At 32.6% G+C, this 18,280-nt stretch carries 20 protein-coding genes and 1 pseudogene; 7 read left to right on the forward strand and 14 right to left on the reverse strand.

Annotated elements, in window-relative coordinates; all coding sequences use genetic code 11:
* Positions 1 to 193: 193 nt before the first annotated feature.
* The 8 genes and pseudogenes from F1592_RS09800 to F1592_RS09840 all read right to left on the reverse strand — a co-directional run bounded on the left by F1592_RS09800 (position 194) and on the right by F1592_RS09840 (position 7,811).
* Positions 194 to 3,112, reverse strand: coding sequence for a Tn3 family transposase (locus F1592_RS09800; RefSeq protein WP_001240982.1), 2,919 nt, complete (start codon positions 3,110 to 3,112; stop codon positions 194 to 196).
* Positions 3,113 to 3,115: 3 nt separating this feature from the next.
* Positions 3,116 to 3,670, reverse strand: coding sequence for a recombinase family protein (locus tag F1592_RS09805; protein WP_000576156.1), 555 nt, complete (start codon positions 3,668 to 3,670; stop codon positions 3,116 to 3,118).
* Positions 3,671 to 4,024: 354 nt separating this feature from the next.
* The gene (gene erm(B) / locus F1592_RS09815) at positions 4,025 to 4,762 is read right to left on the reverse strand and encodes a 23S rRNA (adenine(2058)-N(6))-methyltransferase Erm(B) (RefSeq protein ID WP_002292226.1); all 738 of its coding nucleotides are present in this window, start codon (positions 4,760 to 4,762) and stop codon (positions 4,025 to 4,027) included.
* Between the two features lie 124 nt (positions 4,763 to 4,886).
* Entirely contained in the window at positions 4,887 to 4,970 is an 84-nt protein-coding gene (locus tag F1592_RS09820; protein ID WP_001814874.1) for a 23S rRNA methyltransferase attenuation leader peptide, read from the reverse strand.
* A gap of 48 nt (positions 4,971 to 5,018) precedes the next feature.
* Positions 5,019 to 5,102: pseudogene (locus F1592_RS13980) on the reverse strand (MLS leader peptide); the annotation flags it as partial.
* A 240-nt stretch (positions 5,103 to 5,342) separates the two neighbouring features.
* Entirely contained in the window at positions 5,343 to 6,818 is a 1,476-nt protein-coding gene (locus tag F1592_RS09830; protein WP_012655884.1) for a bifunctional aminoglycoside N-acetyltransferase AAC(6')-Ie/aminoglycoside O-phosphotransferase APH(2'')-Ia, read from the reverse strand.
* Complete coding sequence (locus tag F1592_RS09835) at positions 6,819 to 7,052, reverse strand: GNAT family N-acetyltransferase (protein WP_025904407.1); 234 nt, start codon at positions 7,050 to 7,052, stop codon at positions 6,819 to 6,821.
* Between the two features lie 78 nt (positions 7,053 to 7,130).
* On the reverse strand, positions 7,131 to 7,811 hold the full coding sequence (locus F1592_RS09840) for an IS6-like element IS1216 family transposase (RefSeq protein WP_001015311.1): 681 nt from the start codon (positions 7,809 to 7,811) through the stop codon (positions 7,131 to 7,133).
* Positions 7,812 to 7,894: 83 nt separating this feature from the next.
* Here F1592_RS09840 and F1592_RS09845 point away from each other — a divergent pair, with 83 nt between their 5' ends.
* Both F1592_RS09845 and F1592_RS09850 read left to right on the forward strand, forming a co-directional pair.
* Positions 7,895 to 8,167 (forward strand): LPD11 domain-containing protein, encoded by a 273-nt coding sequence (locus tag F1592_RS09845; RefSeq protein WP_025906309.1) that lies wholly within the window; start codon positions 7,895 to 7,897, stop codon positions 8,165 to 8,167.
* Positions 8,168 to 8,254: 87 nt separating this feature from the next.
* Positions 8,255 to 8,494, forward strand: a complete 240-nt coding sequence (locus F1592_RS09850; protein WP_223197236.1) for a hypothetical protein — start codon at positions 8,255 to 8,257, stop codon at positions 8,492 to 8,494.
* A gap of 27 nt (positions 8,495 to 8,521) precedes the next feature.
* Here F1592_RS09850 and F1592_RS09855 read toward each other — a convergent pair whose 3' ends face one another.
* A complete protein-coding gene (locus F1592_RS09855; protein WP_012655888.1) occupies positions 8,522 to 9,133 on the reverse strand; it encodes a recombinase family protein in 612 nt (203 codons plus the stop codon).
* Between the two features lie 326 nt (positions 9,134 to 9,459).
* Between F1592_RS09855 and F1592_RS09860 the strand changes: the two genes are divergently transcribed.
* The 3 genes from F1592_RS09860 to thyX all read left to right on the forward strand — a co-directional run bounded on the left by F1592_RS09860 (position 9,460) and on the right by thyX (position 11,314).
* Positions 9,460 to 10,035, forward strand: coding sequence for a recombinase family protein (locus tag F1592_RS09860; protein WP_012655889.1), 576 nt, complete (start codon positions 9,460 to 9,462; stop codon positions 10,033 to 10,035).
* 80 nt (positions 10,036 to 10,115) lie between these two features.
* The gene (gene dfrE, locus F1592_RS09865; RefSeq protein ID WP_012655890.1) at positions 10,116 to 10,610 is read left to right on the forward strand and encodes a trimethoprim-resistant dihydrofolate reductase DfrE; all 495 of its coding nucleotides are present in this window, start codon (positions 10,116 to 10,118) and stop codon (positions 10,608 to 10,610) included.
* On the forward strand, positions 10,607 to 11,314 hold the full coding sequence (gene thyX, locus F1592_RS09870; protein ID WP_012655891.1) for an FAD-dependent thymidylate synthase: 708 nt from the start codon (positions 10,607 to 10,609) through the stop codon (positions 11,312 to 11,314). Before dfrE ends, thyX begins: the two co-directional genes overlap by 4 nt.
* Before the next feature lie 126 nt (positions 11,315 to 11,440).
* On the opposite strand, the gene F1592_RS09875 is transcribed toward thyX, so the two are convergent.
* From F1592_RS09875 to cstA, 5 genes are all read right to left on the reverse strand, one after another.
* Positions 11,441 to 12,802: an SLC45 family MFS transporter gene (locus F1592_RS09875; protein WP_031886458.1), complete on the reverse strand. Its 1,362-nt coding sequence runs from the start codon at positions 12,800 to 12,802 to the stop codon at positions 11,441 to 11,443.
* A gap of 383 nt (positions 12,803 to 13,185) precedes the next feature.
* Positions 13,186 to 13,794 carry a recombinase family protein gene (locus tag F1592_RS09880; RefSeq protein WP_031886459.1) on the reverse strand — a complete coding sequence of 203 codons (609 nt, stop codon included), beginning with the start codon at positions 13,792 to 13,794 and terminating at the stop codon, positions 13,186 to 13,188.
* Between the two features lie 128 nt (positions 13,795 to 13,922).
* Positions 13,923 to 14,501 carry a recombinase family protein gene (locus F1592_RS09885; RefSeq protein ID WP_031886460.1) on the reverse strand — a complete coding sequence of 193 codons (579 nt, stop codon included), beginning with the start codon at positions 14,499 to 14,501 and terminating at the stop codon, positions 13,923 to 13,925.
* Between the two features lie 170 nt (positions 14,502 to 14,671).
* Positions 14,672 to 16,006, reverse strand: a complete 1,335-nt coding sequence (gene cstB / locus F1592_RS09890) for a persulfide dioxygenase-sulfurtransferase CstB (protein WP_031886461.1) — start codon at positions 16,004 to 16,006, stop codon at positions 14,672 to 14,674.
* Between the two features lie 27 nt (positions 16,007 to 16,033).
* Positions 16,034 to 17,101, reverse strand: a complete 1,068-nt coding sequence (cstA, locus tag F1592_RS09895) for a persulfide response sulfurtransferase CstA (RefSeq protein ID WP_031886462.1) — start codon at positions 17,099 to 17,101, stop codon at positions 16,034 to 16,036.
* A gap of 137 nt (positions 17,102 to 17,238) precedes the next feature.
* On the opposite strand from cstA, the gene cstR reads away from it, so the two are divergent.
* Together cstR and F1592_RS09905 are read left to right on the forward strand one after the other, a co-directional pair.
* Positions 17,239 to 17,499 carry a persulfide-sensing transcriptional repressor CstR gene (cstR, locus tag F1592_RS09900; protein WP_019468539.1) on the forward strand — a complete coding sequence of 87 codons (261 nt, stop codon included), beginning with the start codon at positions 17,239 to 17,241 and terminating at the stop codon, positions 17,497 to 17,499.
* The gene (locus F1592_RS09905; RefSeq protein WP_031886463.1) at positions 17,499 to 18,254 is read left to right on the forward strand and encodes a sulfite exporter TauE/SafE family protein; all 756 of its coding nucleotides are present in this window, start codon (positions 17,499 to 17,501) and stop codon (positions 18,252 to 18,254) included. The genes cstR and F1592_RS09905 overlap by 1 nt, the downstream gene beginning before the upstream one ends.
* The last annotated feature ends 26 nt before the right edge of the window (positions 18,255 to 18,280 follow it).

The following is an 18,280-nucleotide window of genomic DNA, read 5'->3' on the forward strand; positions in this document are numbered from 1 at the left end:
TTACTCCCTTATTTTATTTTGTTATCACTGTTGAATCATCATTTATAAGTGAACGTAAAAGATAATAGATACCCAAAAACAGAAAGAAAAATAACGGTAATACACGGAGTAAAACAAACGGGGGTCCCGAGCGCTTAGTGGGAATTTGTATCGATAAGGGGTACAAATTCCCACTAAACCAATGTTTCAAGGCCTATTTATTTTTTATATTCAATTCTCTTAAGTGTTTAGGAATAGATAACAAGTCAAATTTATACTCTCCAAGAAAAGTGATATGCTCCCAATTAATAGGAGATACATGCTTCATATACTTAGTTACTTCGGGATCTATTTTGACGAGATAATTATAAGCTGCTTGTAAGTAGACGGCGTTCCATATACTTATTGCATTTATTAACACATTAAGCGCACTAGCACTTTGAAGTTGTCGGCGAATATCGCGCTCCATAAATTTTCCGCGTCGCCCAAAAAATAGTTCTCTAGCTAAAGCATTAATCGCTTCTGTCTTATTTAGTCCATGAGTGATCCTTCGCCGTAGCTCACTATCTGTAATATAATCTATCATAAAAATGCTCTTTTCAATGCGACCTAGTTCTCTCAGTGCAAGAGCTACTCTATTCTTACGTGCGTATGAGCCTAGCTTTCCTAATAGTAAAGAACTAGATACTTTTCCTGTTTGAATCGAATAGGCGATTCGTTTAATTTCATCATAGTTTTCTTCAATAATTTTTACATTGATTTTTCCGCTTATATCTTCTGATAAGTTAGGGTAGTAGGAAGGTGATTTGATAGAAAATAATTGTGATTTTTTTATATTTCTGATGCGAGGTTCAAAATCAAAGCCTAGTAATGCGGTCATTCCAAACACCTGATCAGAATACCCATTTGTATCAGTAAAATGTTCCTCAATATCTAGATCTGTTTCATGATAAAGTAGGCCATCAAGGGTATGAGTAGCTTCCCTTGTATTAGTTGAAGCAACCTCGATATGATGAGTCGTATGCCTATCATTTATTGATCGAATCATTGTAGCTCCTTTTTCCATACTTTTGTAATGTGGATTAACATCGGATTTTAGAGCTGAGACGCCCACTGGGACGCGCATTCCGTCTGAAGCAGTGGTTTTTCCTTCACCCCAAAAGTCTGCAACAGGAAGCTTTAACTGATAATTAACCAAAACAGATTGAGCACGAGTCAGAGCTTCTTTATAAAAGCGCCATTGTTTGGCATTGGCTAACTGAGAATAAGAAATTCCAGGAGTTGATTGGGCCATTTTTTCAAGACCAATATTCATCCCTAAACCCAGCAAAGCAGCAAAAATAATTTTTCTTTCTTGTTCACTCGGCGGTTTCCCTGTAGAATCATGACTAAATTCTTGTGAAAAGTTGGTCCAACTGTCCACCTCAATTAAAAGATCACTAAGCCTTATCTTAGGAATTATTGAATAAAGTTTTTTTCTATATATTTCTGCTTCGCTAGGTGTAACTTTTTCCAACTTTTTAAGGTTTGCTCTTGAAATTCTCTTATCAACTGTCGAATAAAATTGAAGCTGTAAATCTAAAATTATTTCCCGATCCTTTAAATAGTCCTCAAACGTGTCTGGAATAGTTTCTGAATCAATACAAGCAGATAAATCAACTAAGTAATCATCAATATTTCGATGGATCATACTTCCTTCAACTGAAATATCTCCTGATCGAATATTGTTCTTTAGCTCGGTGAAAGCTACTAACTCATAGTAAGACCGATCTATTTTCCCCTCTTCTGGCCGAACAAGGCTTTTCCATTTTTTACTCACAAAATCAGTAGAAGTATCTGCCGGTATTTTTCTTTTACCACTATTGTGTAAATCAGTTAGTTGAGTTAGGGCCATGAGGACTGGATTTGCTGCCGGAGTTGCTTTGAACGAAAGGGTCCTCAATAACATTGGCGTGTATCTTCGGAGGTAATTAGCTTTATTTCGAACCATTTCTAAATAGCCATGATTTTTATTACCTGTAATTTTTTTAGCTTCTTCTCCATCTTGTACTAAATCTTCCCAAGGCATGATTCGTTCAATTTCGTCAAAAGGATTACTATCATTATCTTTTGCAAAGTGAAGAGCATCAATTAAAGAAGCATAATGTTCCAATTTTTTAGTAGCCAATTTTCCTTTTTCTTTTAACTGTTCTTGTGAATCACGTGTCCCTTTGCGTTTAATACTTGCTAAAATGCGGTCATTAATCTCAATCAGTTGATCGATCAGATATTGATGATGATTGACTAAAAAAGCAATAAGTAAAGAGTATCTTTTTTCAAGCTCAAAACGGGAGAAGTCATATGCATCATAATTTTCCCCTAGTCTAGCTAGCTGAAGAAACCTGTTCCGATTAATATGGGAGACATTAATTGTCCCGAGTCCCATGGAAGCAATCACTTCCACTTTTTTACAAATACTCATAAAGCTTTCTGGATTTGCCTTACCTGGAATGTCTTTTAGCCAAGCGAGTTTAGTTATTTTCGTCTCTTCATAAATTTGAAACAAACTCTCTAGTTTTTCAATTTGTATATCTGTTAATGAACAGAGCAATATTGAAAATAAGTTGTTTTCTGCTTTATCTCGACAGCGGCTTATAATGTCTTCAAGTGTAGCTATAGATGGAAAAATAATTCTTTTTCGAGTTAAGAAATCAATTGTTTTTTTCATTAGATAGATAGAGTCATCATTTTCTAAAGCTAGTTCAATTAAATATTCTATTAACTGTTTTTGTGTATTAGCACTACCGAATCGATGATAGTTGAATACTTCTAAGATCTCGTTGAAGTGATTTGCACGTGTATTTCTATGATCATATGAATTTAAATCAATTGCATCAAGATGGAGCTGTCGACTCACATAAGAAGTTAGTCTGGTTGATTTAATCGGCCAATTACTTAAAGAACACCCAGGATACCGGGCCAAACAAAGTTGTATCGCAAATCCTAGTTTATTGACCTTTCCACGGTGTTGATTAATAACCTCCAGATCATAATCAGAAAAACTAAAATACGCTTTAAAATCCTCTTCTGATAAGTGGTCTACAGAAAGAAGTTGTTCACGCTGTGAAGTAGTTAAAATTCTTTTCATAGCCATATCTTAAGCATTCCTTTTATTGAGGTAACGGTAAAAGGTTGTTTTGCTTAATTTAGAGGCATCAAGAATTTGACGAATAGAATACTCTTTGCTGTCATACATTTTTAAAGCTAAATCAATTGATAGCTTACCTTTACTTGGACGGCCCCCTTTTTTTCCTCGGACTCTGGCTGCCTTAAGACCAGAGTTAGTTCGTTCAATAATAATATCCCGTTCCAGTTCTGCTAAACTAGCCATAACTCGGAAAAAGAATCTTCCCATAGACGTTGAAGTATCTACGTTATCTTGAATAGATATAAAATTGACACTAAGTTCTTCAAATAATTCAGAAAGTTCAATCAAATGTTTAGTTGATCGTGAAATTCGATCTAACTTGTAAATGACAACAGAATCTCCTTCACGTAGTAGGTTGATCATTTCTTCTAATTGCGGTCGGTCTTTTTTCGCACCAGTTACTTTTTCTTGAAATAATTTATCAATTCCATAATGAGTAAGTGCATCAATTTGTAAACTAAGATTTTGATCATCCGTACTCACTCGAGCATAGCCAAAAATCATAAAAAAACCTCCTTAATTTTATAATTTAAATGTACCATAACTCATTAAGTATAACTATATAGGAACTATGAAAAAGGAACGGATTTTGGTACTTGATTTACTTAAAAAACATTTAGAAAAAGCAGGAAAATGAAATGGTACCATAAACGGTCGTTTATGGTACCATTCAAATTTATCCTTATTGTACAAAATAACAGCGAAATTTTTAAATCTATTCCTTATCGATACAAATTCCCCGTAGGCGCTAGGGACCTCTTTAGCTCCTTGGAAGCTGTCAGTAGTATACCTAATAATTTATCTACATTCCCTTTAGTAACGTGTAACTTTCCAAATTTACAAAAGCGACTCATAGAATTATTTCCTCCCGTTAAATAATAGATAACTATTAAAAATAGACAATACTTGCTCATAAGTAACGGTACTTAAATTGTTTACTTTGGCGTGTTTCATTGCTTGATGAAACTGATTTTTAGTAAACAGTTGACGATATTCTCGATTGACCCATTTTGAAACAAAGTACGTATATAGCTTCCAATATTTATCTGGAACATCTGTGGTATGGCGGGTAAGTTTTATTAAGACACTGTTTACTTTTGGTTTAGGATGAAAGCATTCCGCTGGCAGCTTAAGCAATTGCTGAATCGAGACTTGAGTGTGCAAGAGCAACCCTAGTGTTCGGTGAATATCCAAGGTACGCTTGTAGAATCCTTCTTCAACAATCAGATAGATGTCAGACGCATGGCTTTCAAAAACCACTTTTTTAATAATTTGTGTGCTTAAATGGTAAGGAATACTCCCAACAATTTTATACCTCTGTTTGTTAGGGAATTGAAACTGTAGAATATCTTGGTGAATTAAAGTGACACGAGTATTCAGTTTTAATTTTTCTGACGATAAGTTGAATAGATGACTGTCTAATTCAATAGACGTTACCTGTTTACTTATTTTAGCCAGTTTCGTCGTTAAATGCCCTTTACCTGTTCCAATTTCGTAAACGGTATCGGTTTCTTTTAAATTCAATTGTTTTATTATTTGGTTGAGTACTTTTTCACTCGTTAAAAAGTTTTGAGAATATTTTATATTTTTGTTCATGTAATCACTCCTGAAGTGATTACATCTATAAATAAATACAGAAGTTAAACGATTTGTTTGTAATTTTAGTTATCTGTTTAAAAAGTCATAAGATTAGTCACTGGTAGGAATTAATCTAACGTATTTATTTATCTGCGTAATCACTGTTTTTAGTCTGTTTCAAAACAGTAGATGTTTTATCTACATTACGCATTTGGAATACCAACATGACGAATCCCTCCTTCTTAATTACAAATTTTTAGCATCTAATTTAACTTCAATTCCTATTATACAAAATTTTAAGATAATGCACTATCAACACACTCTTAAGTTTGCTTCTAAGTCTTATTTCCATAACTTTAGGGTTAACCATACGCAAGACCAATCACTCTCGGACAATACTCATGATTTTAATGATAAAATCCATGTTAAACCCATAGATAAGAAATACACCTGCAATAACCGTTACCTGTTTGTGCCAATTTAAAAATGCACCACTTTTTTATAATTAAAACGGTTGAAAACTGTACCACTAATAACTCACAATAGAGAGATGTCACCGTCAAGTTAAATGTACAAAATAACAGCGAAATTTTTAAATCTATTTCTTATCGATACAAATTTCTCGTAGGCGCTCGGGACCCCTATAAGTCCTTTTATAAATTTCTTTTCTACCATTTTCGATAAATTCCTGTTTAATATTTTTAATTCCATAAACAATAGTTTCAATAGGATAATATTCTTCAACTATATCTTGATATTCTTTTGCTTTCTCAATATCTATATTTCCATACATTCTTAATATATCTTCTCCAAAATTTGTTCCTATTTCTTCTTCACTATCTTCAAGTAAGTATATAAAATCACAATATTCATCTATAATTCCAGAATCTCCAAAATCAATTATTCCAGTTAATCTATTATTGCCATCTAACAATAGATGATTACAACTAAAATCATTATGGCATAAACACTTTTTACCCTCAAAAACTGTTGTTGCATTTAGTCTTTCCATAAAACTTTCTATATAATCTTTTTCTATATCAGTTAAATCATTATAAATAGTTTCACGCAACAATATATACTCTTCTAATACATTTTGTTTATTATCAATAGTACATTCACTAATATCTGTATAATCTAAACCGTGCATTTGTCTTAAAAAACTGGCAATATCTCGTTTTAACAAATTTTGTTCTTCTTCTGACATAGTAGAATAAATTTCTGGTGTTAAAAAAGTTCCTTTAATTTCTTTATAACCTAGTATAGATAATTCATCACTAATATACGAATATTCAATATTAGGAATTTTTACATTAGTTTCTAAATTTGTATTTAAAAAATTATATATTGCTTTTTCTTTTGCATAACCTTTTTTCTTATTAGTACTAAATTTTGTTTTAAAAATGTATTCATTATTAACTAAATATGCCACACTATCATAACCACTACCGATTATTTCAATACTATCTACTTTGAAATTATCAAAGTAATGCTCAATTAAATATTTCATTGCCTTAACATTTGTGGCATTATCATCATATCTATATTCCATTAAATAACAATCTTCTTTTTTGCCCTCGTGTAATTCATGTTCTGGCAAATCTTCAATAATTCTAAAACCAGATTTTTGGTATGCCCTTATTGCTCTTGGATTATTTTTATGAGGGTCTAAAATAACTGCATTAGCATTTCTTTCTTTTTTCAAAAATTCAAAAATCAATTTAATATATCTTGTACCAATTCCTTTACTCCAATAATTTGGCTCTCCTATAAATTGATCCATACCATAGACTATCTCATCAGTTTTTGGATAATGATAATCAGTATATAACTCATCATACATTTTATATATTTGTCCATATCCAATAGGAACATTGTTATATTCAATAATTACTCTAAAAACTTCATCTTCCCAAGGCTCTGTATAATGTTTTTTTAATGATTCTAATGTATATTTTTTATCTCTACCACCATAAAATTCTAATACTCTTTCATCAGTTAACCATTTTAACATCAAAGGAAAATCATCATCTATTAAAGTTCTTATACATATTTCATTTTCAACTATATTCATTTATTTATCACCTTTTTCATAATCATATACATATACTATTTCATCTTTATAATCATTTTTACCACCTAATTTTTCATATACATGGCAAGCTCTAGGATTACCTTTATCAGTTATTAAAAACATTTCAGAACAACCAATCTCTTTAGAATATTCCTTAATAAAAGATAATAATTTTGAACCATAACCTTTGTCTTGATAGTTAGGTAACATTCCTATTGAGTGTAAATAAAACATTGTTTTTCCATCAGGTCTTAAAAGGGTTCTGTTGCAAAGTTTTAAATAAAGAATAAAATCCCTTACGGTATCTATGATTTAAGCTGGGATTCCCAATAATACCTTGATTTCAGTACAGACCGAAAACCCGAAGAGAGTGCCTTCTTTTCGGGTTTTCTTATATAATCCTCGGATGGCTTCCATGCCTTTAATCGTTGTAGAGGCAGTGCGTAAACTTCGATAGAATTTATTGCGTCTCTTTACTGGACGATGGTCTTGTTCAATCAAATTATTCAGGTATTTAATGGTACGATGTTCTGTCCCTTGATAAAAGCCGTATTCTTTTAGTTTCTTAAAGGCACTTGTAATAGAGGGGGCTTTATCTGTGACTACAACCTTCGGTTCATCAAACTGCTTCACTAACCGCTTAAGAAAAGCATAGGCTGCTTGTGTGTCCCGTTTTTTACGTAACCAAATATCCAAGGTTAAACCATCTGCATCGATGGCTCGATACAAATAATGCCATTTTCCTTTAATTTTGATGTACGTTTCATCCATTTTCCATGAATAAAAGGATTTTTTATTTTTCTTTTTCCAAATTTGATAGAGTAGTTTGCCATATTCTTGCACCCAACGATAAATCGTCGTATGAGAAACGTTAATGCCACGATCATATAAGATTTCTTGAACTTCACGATAGCTAAGGTTATAACGAAGATAGTAGCCCACGGCTACAATAATCACATCCTGCTGAAATTGCTTTCCTTTAAAATGATTCATCGTCATTCCTCCTGCTATCTTTTTCTATTATTCTACCTTATTTGATAGTAGATTTAAAACTTTGCAACAGAACCGAAAATAAAATGTTGTCAAAAAAAGAAAAGAAGAAGCTTCAAGATTTAGTTTCAAACAATTCAAAATTTCATTACATGCTAACAGACCGAGTAAGACAAGACGTAAAATACTATATCGTTCAATGCAAAAGTTTAGAGAAGGCTAAAGAAGGTTTTGAAAAATTATCGTACTTGCTAAGTTTGTTTGAAACTAATGAACGCCCTGAATGGTACACCTTGAGCGATTTAGAAAATGATAAAAAAATGATTGAACTACTAGAAAAACGGTCAGCATATAATTAAAAAAAGAAAGGGAGTTTTAATGTGAACATTCAAACAGTAAATATAGACGGAAATCTGCTGAAAGTAATTAGAGCGAAGTCAACGAAAATGAAAGGAATAGACAATAACAAACCCTATGACTTTGATTTATATGAAATTGAAGCACGCTCACCATTAGCAACAAGAGAATTAAGTTTGATTGTCGATTTTATTAATAAAGAAGTATCAGGCGATATTGTAGCTTTTGGAAGCTGGTACGATTTAGACCAGTCAACCGTAATAGACCTACTAAGACAATTGATAGAAGTCAATCAGCTTTTAAGACCGATAGAATTCATGGCACAATAAAAGCAAGAGGGGCAAATCCTCTTGCTTTTATTGTGCTTGTGTATCGATTTCTCTATATTCATTATACCGTTCTCGGTATCTCTTAAAAGTGGTACGATTAATACCCGTTTTCCCTTCGATAGCCTTATCGCTCAAACCCTCTCTATATAACTCAAAAGCATGCTGTAATCGATCATCATTCAAGCTATATTTGCGTTTTCTTCCTTTATACCTTCCATTTTCTTTAGCAATCTTTATGCCTTGTACCTGTCGCTCTTTAATCTTTTTTCGCTCTGCTTCCGCTTGGTATTTATAAAGTTCAATCACTAGGTTATTGATCAAGCGTCTTAAATTTTCGTCCTCTATCCCATTCATAGAGGGTAGATTTAAGACTTCCAGCGTTGCTCCTTTTTGTTGAATCATATTCATCATATCGGTTAGTTCTTGATTATTCCGGCCTAATCGATCTAACTCTGTGACAACAACAATGTCGCCTTCACGTATATAGTTTAGCATGGCTTCTAAACCATGACGTTCGATAGACTGGCCACTGATTTTATCTGAAAATAGCTTAATAACGCCTGCTAATTTTAACGCTTTAAGTTGTCTGTCTAACTTTTGACCTTTGCTACTCACTCGTGCATAACCTATTTTACTCATGGTTTTAGAACGAACTCCTTCTCTATGTCTTTTTAAATGATTTTTCAGTATGAATCGACCATAGTAATCAAATTTAGAAGTCCATATTTTCTTTTAATCGATAAACTACCCATTACATTCATCTGAAATTGCCTTAGAATCATCCTCTGAGATCTCAAATTTTAGATTTTGTTATTGAACAACTCTATTGAACACTTACAAACCTTATTATATCAAAGACTAATTTCTGTTCAATAGAGTGTACTCTATTGATACAATAGTAGAAGGCTGATAGAATCAGTGTTATGGGTGTCTCATAAGACTTGTCTCAAAAACGAGGTGATATTTTGCGGAAAATTGGTTATATACGTGTCAGTTCGGCTAGCCAAAATCCTTCAAGGCAATTTCAGCAATTGAACGAAATCGGAATGGATATTATTTTTGAAGAAAAAGTTTCCGGATCAACAAAGGATCGTGAGCAACTTCAAAAAATGTTAGAGGATTTACAGAAAGGTGACATTATTTATGTTACAGACTTAACTCGGATTACTCGAAGTACGCAGGATTTATTTGAATTGATTGATATAATACGAAGTAAAAAAGCAAGTTTAAAATCAATCAAGGATACATGGCTAGATTTATCAGAAGATAATCCATACAGCCAATTCTTAATTACAGTTATGGCTGGGGTAAATCAGTTAGAACGAGATCTTATACGTATGCGACAGCGTGAAGGGATTGATTTGGCTAAGAAAGAAGGGAAATTTAAAGGTAGGTTAAAGAAATATCATAAAAATCATGCAGGAATGAATTATGCAGTAAAGCTATATAGAGAAGGAAAAATGACTGTAAATCAAATTTGTGAAATTACAAATGTGTCAAGAGCATCGCTATATAGGAAGGTATTAGAAATAGACAATTAATGAAGAAGAGCTATTTTAAAGTTTTTTTGATTTATCCGCATTATAAAATAAATTAGTTTCTTTCAAAGGGAGTTAAGAAAATGATCATTTCATTAATTGCTGCAATTTCAAGTAATTACGTAATCGGCAAAGATAAGGATATACCATGGAAGATTCCTGGTGAACAGGTTCGATTTAAGGATTTAACTATGGGTAAATCAGTAATTATGGGTAGAAAGACATTTGAATCTATTGGTCAGCCACTGCCGAACAGAAAGACAATTATTATCTCAAAATCTAAAGATATTAATTATAATAATTGCCTGACTGTAGAATCGTTAGAGAGGGCTTTTAATTTACTACAACAAGAAGATGAAATTTTTATTGCAGGTGGTGGAGAAATATATAAGGAATCGTTACCATTTGCCGATAGAATATATTTAACTATTATCGAAAAGGAATATGAAGGTAATATCTTTTTTCCAATGTTTAATAAAGATGAGTTTGAAATCACCTATCAACAAAAAGTAGAAGGGTTTATACCCTATACATATTTTACATACGAAAGAAAAAATAAAGGAGAGCAAATCAAATGAATATTATAAACGTATTAGATAAGGGCTATGTTCGCCTTGTAAATCATATGGGTTCAGATTTAACTGTAGTAAACTCTGCAAGAGTTTCTTATGCAAAAGAATCGAAAGAACTGAACGATAAAGATGTTAAGTTAATTAAATTTCTTGCTAGAGAAGGCCATACTTCTCCATTTAGACATGTAATCGCACAATATGAAGTGTATGCACCACTAATGGTGGCCAGACAATGGTGGAAGTATGTCATTGGTTCCTCTCATCAAGAGGGTACAGGAGATAGTTTTGATGCCTGGAATGAATCAAGTCGAAGATATATTACAGAAGAGCCTACATTTTATATTCCCTCAAGTAAAGAATGGAGAAGTAAACCCAAAAATTCTAAGCAAGGTAGTGGTGAAATAGTTACGTTGGAAATTGGTGATAAATACACCAGGGATCTTATGGCATATGTTGACGAAGGAATAGCCAAATATGAATCAGCTCTAGAAGATGGAATATGTCCAGAACAAGCGAGACTATTCCTTCCTGCTTATGGAATGTATGTACGTTGGTACTGGACGGCATCCTTACAGTCAGTTTGTCATTTTTTAAATCAAAGATTAGAACATGATGCTCAAAAGGAAATCCAAGACTATGCAAAGGCTATTCTTGAATTAAGTAAACCATTATATCCAAATGCTATAGACGAGCTTATGAAAAATATATAATGAATGTGCTAAAAAGCTCAAATTCTATTTTGCTAAGAATTTGGGCTTTTTATATTTGGATATCCTTAACGTTGTAAATCCGCATTTTCCTGACGCTACCCCCGAAAGGCCTTATTTTTTAGTATTTCAATCAAATTTTGCGTTAATAAATTTAACTGAGATTGCACCCAGAAGCATCATGATTCCTGCAAATAATAACATCGCAGGCATTGAACTTCCTAATAGTGGGAAAAGTGCAAAGCTTACTACAGAAGCGACAATTTGTGGTAGACAAATACTTGTATTAAATAAGCCTAGATAAGCTCCTGAATTTTCTCCATCAATTGCTTCGGTTAATAGTGTAAATGGTTGGGTGTTCATCGTTAAGTTATTAATACCAATGAATATAAATGAAATAATGAGTAACCATTGGTTATGAATAAAGAACATTGAAATAAGACCTAACCCACCAAAAATTAATCCAAAACTATACCAGAATTTTCTTTGAGAAGGTTTAGATTTTGCAATGACAAAACCAAAAATAACTGAACTTAAAAATTGTATACAGTATAAAACACCATACCAGTTCCCTGCTGCTTGATATCCTGCTGAAGAAGGGTCTGTCGCATTCCATACATTTTTTGCTATTGCACCTGTTGAATATGTCCAGAGATACATTAATGCAAACCAATTAAAAAATTGAACTACACTAATTTGCCAAAATTGTTTAGGCGCAGTTTTTAACAGTTGCCATAAATTTAATTTCTCATTCCTATTATCATCTGAAATTCCGTGATAATAGTTATATGCTTTAGGTTCATATTCTTTAACGGAAAGAACAGTCCAAATAGAAGCAATGAGTAATACCGCTGCTGCAATATAATAAGCTATTTTTACTGTCATCGGTACTTCCCCTTTAGGTGCTACATTACTCATTCCCATAATTGTTAGTAAAAATGGTAATAGTGTAGCAATAATACCACCTAAATTTGAGAAGATTTGTTGCCATGACCAGGCCATATCTCTTTGTTTTTCGTTTACCATATCGCCAATAATCATTTTATAGGGCTGCATGCACGCATTTGAAGTCAAATCCATAAGTAACGTCATGATTGCACCAAATAACAAAGCCATAAGTGATGCATATCCAAATCCAAACGAACCTGCATTAGGTAATAGAACTAATACAATCGCTCCAATTGGACCAGCAATTAAAAGATACGGCATCCGACGTCCAAATCTAGTCCAAGTTCTATCAGAATAGTATCCAATAAGTGGTTGTACAATTATTCCTGCTAATGGCGGCAAAATAAAAAACCAACCTAAATTATTCGGGTCGGCGCCCAGTGTTTGAAATATTCTTCCCATCATTGCTGATTGAAGTGCAAATGCCATGTTTACTCCGAAGAAGCCAAATGTAATAGAAAAAATAACTGCTTTTTTTAAATAGGGTAGTGTAATACCTTGTTCTTCAGTATTTTTAGGATGTTTTTGATCTGTATCGTTCATTTCTATCTCTCCTATTCATTACTTGATATAGTCATTCAATTCAATGATTAAATAGCTATATCAAATAACGATTCATTGGAATCGTTTTCAAATGTAATTGTAACATTTTTGAGTTTTCTTAGAAATTCTCGCATTTCCTATAAATAAACCAGAGTTGATTTTTACAATATCGTAATTACTTGATTGTTGTACTTATTCATTCAAAACATGTATATTTAGTTTCACGTAATAAACATTCGTTAATGAGAAAAAGAATATAGGAAAAAAGAGAGAGCATATTTACGCTCTCTTTTCTTGTCTTGTTATTAAAAACTCATAATAGATTATAATCATCTGTTTTGAGACGCTGTGAGAAGCTCTCAGTTGCATTGAAACAAAGTTTATTAAATCAAATCATTATCGTTTTTAATTCTGTAAATCGTCTGCCTTGTTATATTTACTTCTTTCGCAATTTTACTAATTGCTTTACCTTCTTCTAACATTTCTATAACGCGATGATAAATAATGCGTTTCTGAGGGTCTTTCGCATTGGGTGAATATAATAAAGGGCGTCCTTTATACACACCTTTTTCTTTCGCAACTTGAATACCTTGTGCTTGTCTACGTTTACTTTCATTTCGTTCTTGTTCTGAAACCATTGCTAATATTTGAATAATCAAATCTTTCATAAATTTATCTAATAATGGATTGCCAATGACTTCATTCATCATAGGTAAGCTAGTAATCATCAATTGAACTTCTTTGTCTTTTAAATAATTAACGGTGTGAATCACTTCATCGTAATTACGACCTAAACGATCGATTGATTCCACGACAAACCGATCCCCCATTCTCACAAAGTTAAGTGCTTCTTGAAGTACCGGTCTATTTTCAATAGATTTACCAGACTGTTTTTCTGTGAAAATTTTTTCAGCACCAAACGTCTTTAAATTTTCAAGTTGCCTTTCTAAATTTTGATCGTTCGATGATACTCTCGCATAGCCAACAATCATTGATTTCACCTCACAATTAATATACACCCTAACCATACGTTCTATTTACTATAATTTCAATAACTACATCTGTATGATTAGGGTGTATCCTGTCTGATTCTTAGCTTTCTTAAAACTTAGTAATATTTTTATTTATCTTTATTTTCTTGGTTATTTAACTTATTGAGATAACGATAGATTGTTGTACGTGAAACTTTCCATTGCTCTGCAATAGTTTTAATTGGGGTTCCATTATCATAAAGTGTTTTAAGTAAAGTCAAATCTTGTTTATTTAATTTTTCGGGTCGTCCTCCATAGCGTCCTCTAGCACGAGCTGCAATTCGCCCCGCTGAAGAACGTTCTAAAATTAAATTACGTTCAAATTCTGCAAATGCTGCGAATAAATGAAATAACAATTGTCCTGTAGAACTTGATTTATCCATTGTTATATTTTCTTCTAAACTATGAAAACTCACGCCTCGATTATTAAGTTCATTAACTAATGTGATTAAATCTTCCATGTTACGTCCTAGTCTATCTAGTCTCCAAACAACAATCGTATCTCCTGATCTCGCAAATTCAATAGCTTTATCTAAACCAGGACGTTTACTTTTTGATCCACTTATGTGATCGCTAAATATTTTTTCACAACCATATTGATTTAATCGATCTTCCTGCAAATTCAAATTTTGCAAACCAGTTGAAACTCTTGCATAACCTATTTTCAAAATACGAACCTCCTATATGTATTTTCATTGTACCATAACTTAATTCCAACCATATTTATGAACATAGATTTTGTGTTGGCTTATTGAACACTAAAATATGTATACTAGCTATATATATAGACATAAAAATAGAGTGTACAGAAAATGGTTATTTTCTGTACACTCTTAAATTATTTTAACGATTCTGGGAAATCTTGATAGCCTTCTCTAATATTTACGACATTTTCAAATCCTTTGTTTTCTAAGATACCCACGGCGATTGAACTTCTAACACCTGACTGACAATGTACGTATATTTTATCCTCTTTATTAAATGGAATATTTTCATTTAATAATTTACCATGCGGAATATTGACTGCTTGATCTAAATGCCCATTATTCCACTCTTCTTCATTACGTACGTCAAGTATATATTCTTCTTTACCAGTCATATCAACGCTATGGATGGATTGGGTTAAAATTTCTGATTTTGGTAAACGATAACCTGCTACATTATCAAAGCCAATTAATTGTAAAGTATGTGTTGCTTGCTCAACGGTAGATTTATCACCAATTAAATCTATACTGTTTTCATAGTCTAAATACCAACCGATTTGGTTAATGAAGTTTTTGTTGTAAGGAATATTGATTGTACCTTCGGTATGACCGCCATGAAAGGCTTCTTTACTACGAAGATCAAAGGCTATTCTTACATTATCTAAACTAGGAAAAACGTTGTATGGTTGATACATGTTCATACCAAACTGATTAATTTTTTTCATTTGTGCAAAGTGATGGGGTGGCGCTGGTTGATTTGATGTTAATGTTTCAACAAATTTAGATTCATCTGTCACATTAAATGCCCAGTTATTTATTTTTTCGTAACCTAGCGTAGACATTGGTATAGCACCTAATGCTTTACCACATGGGCTGCCAGCACCGTGTCCAGGCCATATTTGAATATAATCTGGTAAATCTTTAACACCTTCTATAGATTGATACATCTGTTTTGCACCAATCTCTGTAGTACCTTCCATTTGTACTGATTTTTCTAGTAAATCAGGTCTACCGATATCACCAACAAAAATAAAGTCACCACTAAATAAACCCATTGGAACACTTGAGCCGCCACCTTCATCTGTGAGTAAGAAACTAATACTCTCTGGGGTATGACCTGGTGTATGCAAGACTTCTAATTTAATATTACCTACTTGAATAATATCTTGATTTTTAACAAAATTTGTATGTTCCGGCATATTTTTATAACTCAATTGATCATCACCTTCGCCAGATACATATATATTGGCGTTTAAACGTTCTGCCACATCCCGAATTCCAGAAGCAAAATCAGCGTGAATATGTGTTTCTGCAGCTTGTGTAATTTTAAAACCTTCGCTATCTGCAACTTCTATATATTTTGTTAAATCACGAACAGGATCAATTACTATTGCCTCTCCTGTGCGTTGACAGCCAACTAAATAAGATGCTTGAGATAAATGATTATCGTAAAATTGTTTAAAAAACATGATAAAACTCCTTTTTAATAGATTTAATTAGATGAATAAATTATGACTCGCATTTTCTGTATCACCAATATAAGTACCTACTCCACCGTACTCAACTTCGTCTCTGAGCTCTTCTTTCTGAATTCCCATAACATCCATGCTCATCGTGCAAGCGATTAATTTGATATCTTGTTCGATAGCTTGATTGATAAGCGATGGTAATGAATCAACATTTTTCTTCTTCATTACATAGCGCATCATGATATTACCTAAACCAAACATATTCATTTTAGAAAGTGGCATGCGTAAAGGTGTTTTCGGTAACATCCAATCAAACATTTTTGCAATGCCTTTCTTTTTAACGTTAACTGTTTGCTCTTTTTTCAACGCGTTAAGTCCCCAAAAAGTAAAGAAGATAGTTACATCTCTTCCTGCAGCTCTAGCGCCATTTGCAATAATCATTGCTGCCACTGCTTTATCTAACTCTCCACTAAATAGTACAATTGTCGTACCTTTAGCAGTATGATTCACTTGTAAGTCTTTTGGTTTTTCTTTTTGAATGATAGCATTAATTCCATTATTACTTTCATCCAATTCAACTAACGTATGTCCTGTTTGTTTCACCCAGCTTTTAATGTCGCTAAGGAAACCAGGGTCAGTCACTGTAACTTCAATTTGCTCGCCTACTTCAATATTTTTTATTTCTTTACTGATATTTACAATTGGCCCTGGACATTGAAGACCACTATAGTTAAGTTGTTTACGCTCTGCTTTAATTTCTACATTTGTATTTTCTTCTAATGTATTATTATCTTCGTTTTTTTCTTCATATGCTTTATAGCCACCGTCTAAATTAACAATATCGTAGCCTTGTTCAGCTAAATACTCGCTCGCTTTAGTACTTCTGGTACCACTTTTACAGTGAATATAATAGGTTTTGTTTTTATCTTTATTGAACGATTCAATCTTATCTATAGGATGTAATGTCGCACCATTTATGTGTGCTAGCTCATATTCTTCTTCTGTTCTTACGTCAATCAGTTGACCTTGTGCACCTAATTTCTCTAATTCTTGTTTACTAAATTTGTTGATATGCTTTTCGTTATATTGTTTCATAATATCCTCCTAATAAATACCTATAGGGGTATATTAACTGATTGTTTATAGCATGTCAAATACCCAATGGGGTATTTGACATTTTTGGCTCTATCTATTATTATGACTTTATTCAATTAAAAGTGGAGGAAATAACTATGCATTATGATAAAAAAATGATTAATCGTATTAATAGAATACAAGGACAACTCAATGGCGTTATTAAAATGATGGAAGAAGAAAAAGATTGTAAAGATGTCATTACTCAAATCAGTGCATCAAAAAGTTCAATCCAACGTTTGATGGGAATTATCATTAGTGAAAATTTAATAGAATGTGTAAAAGCAGCAGAGGATAATGGTGAAAATTCTGAAGAATTGATTAATGAAGCCGTCAACTTATTGGTAAAAAGTAAATAATGGATATTTCAACTGTTATTATGATGTTACTTATTGGGGTGTTCGGGGGCTTTATTTCGGGCCTAGTAGGTATAGGTGGTGCTATCATTATTTATCCGGCCATTTTATTATTACCACCACTATTTGGCGTTCCTGCATACAGTGCATACATCGCATCAGGACTTACTTCCAGTCAAGTCTTTTTCAGTACTTTAAGTGGGTCATTAAAAGCGCGAAAAAAAACAGAATTCTCCCCACCATTAGTTATTTATATGAGTGGAGGTATGATTACAGGGAGCATGTTAGGCGCACTCCTAGCAAATTTATTTAATGCTGCATTTGTAAATACGATATATATTATCATTGCTTTACTCGCATTAATTTTAATGTTTATTAACGTAAAACCGAATTTAAATCAGTCTTCCTTTAACAAACCATTATTAGTTATGGTTGGTCTTTTCGTTGGTATCATTTCAGGTATAGTTGGAGCAGGCGGCGCTTTTATTATTATTCCTATATTGCTAGTTTTATTCAAATTACCAATGAATACGGTAGTTGCTAATAGTATAGTAATTGCTTTTATATCTTCAATTGGCGCCTTTATCATTAAACTTATACAAGGTTACATTCCTTTAGAAGATGCGTTATTTTTAATAATAGGGAGTATTATTTTCGCTCCGTTAGGTTTGAAATTAGGTAAAAAGGTCCCTAGTTTTGTACAAAAGTGGATCATCAGTATTTTAATTATTATTGCAATTATTCAAATTGTTTTATAAATAAGAAAGAGTCTGGGACATAAACC

Source organism: Staphylococcus sp. GDX7P312P, from assembly GCF_008385775.1.
Taxonomy (GTDB): domain Bacteria; phylum Bacillota; class Bacilli; order Staphylococcales; family Staphylococcaceae; genus Staphylococcus; species Staphylococcus haemolyticus.

What these genes read in the sequence shown, in the direction of transcription:
- F1592_RS09845 (WP_025906309.1), top strand. Translation starts at nt 7,895, where the DNA reads ATGTTGTCAAAAAAAGAAAAGAAGAAGCTTCAAGATTTAGTTTCAAAC.
- F1592_RS09830 (WP_012655884.1), bottom strand. Translation starts at nt 6,818, where the DNA reads ATGAATATAGTTGAAAATGAAATATGTATAAGAACTTTAATAGATGAT.
- F1592_RS09875 (WP_031886458.1), bottom strand. Translation starts at nt 12,802, where the DNA reads ATGAACGATACAGATCAAAAACATCCTAAAAATACTGAAGAACAAGGT.
- cstA (WP_031886462.1), bottom strand. Translation starts at nt 17,101, where the DNA reads ATGAAACAATATAACGAAAAGCATATCAACAAATTTAGTAAACAAGAA.
- cstR (WP_019468539.1), top strand. Translation starts at nt 17,239, where the DNA reads ATGCATTATGATAAAAAAATGATTAATCGTATTAATAGAATACAAGGA.
- F1592_RS09880 (WP_031886459.1), bottom strand. Translation starts at nt 13,794, where the DNA reads ATGATTGTTGGCTATGCGAGAGTATCATCGAACGATCAAAATTTAGAA.
- F1592_RS09840 (WP_001015311.1), bottom strand. Translation starts at nt 7,811, where the DNA reads ATGAATCATTTTAAAGGAAAGCAATTTCAGCAGGATGTGATTATTGTA.
- F1592_RS09805 (WP_000576156.1), bottom strand. Translation starts at nt 3,670, where the DNA reads ATGATTTTTGGCTATGCTCGAGTGAGTACGGATGATCAAAATCTTAGT.
- F1592_RS09850 (WP_223197236.1), top strand. Translation starts at nt 8,255, where the DNA reads ATGAAAGGAATAGACAATAACAAACCCTATGACTTTGATTTATATGAA.
- F1592_RS09800 (WP_001240982.1), bottom strand. Translation starts at nt 3,112, where the DNA reads ATGGCTATGAAAAGAATTTTAACTACTTCACAGCGTGAACAACTTCTT.
- dfrE (WP_012655890.1), top strand. Translation starts at nt 10,116, where the DNA reads ATGATCATTTCATTAATTGCTGCAATTTCAAGTAATTACGTAATCGGC.
- F1592_RS09855 (WP_012655888.1), bottom strand. Translation starts at nt 9,133, where the DNA reads ATGAGTAAAATAGGTTATGCACGAGTGAGTAGCAAAGGTCAAAAGTTA.
- F1592_RS09820 (WP_001814874.1), bottom strand. Translation starts at nt 4,970, where the DNA reads ATGTTGGTATTCCAAATGCGTAATGTAGATAAAACATCTACTGTTTTG.
- F1592_RS09835 (WP_025904407.1), bottom strand. Translation starts at nt 7,052, where the DNA reads ATGTTTTATTTACACTCAATAGGAATGTTACCTAACTATCAAGACAAA.
- thyX (WP_012655891.1), top strand. Translation starts at nt 10,607, where the DNA reads ATGAATATTATAAACGTATTAGATAAGGGCTATGTTCGCCTTGTAAAT.
- cstB (WP_031886461.1), bottom strand. Translation starts at nt 16,006, where the DNA reads ATGTTTTTTAAACAATTTTACGATAATCATTTATCTCAAGCATCTTAT.
- F1592_RS09905 (WP_031886463.1), top strand. Translation starts at nt 17,499, where the DNA reads ATGGATATTTCAACTGTTATTATGATGTTACTTATTGGGGTGTTCGGG.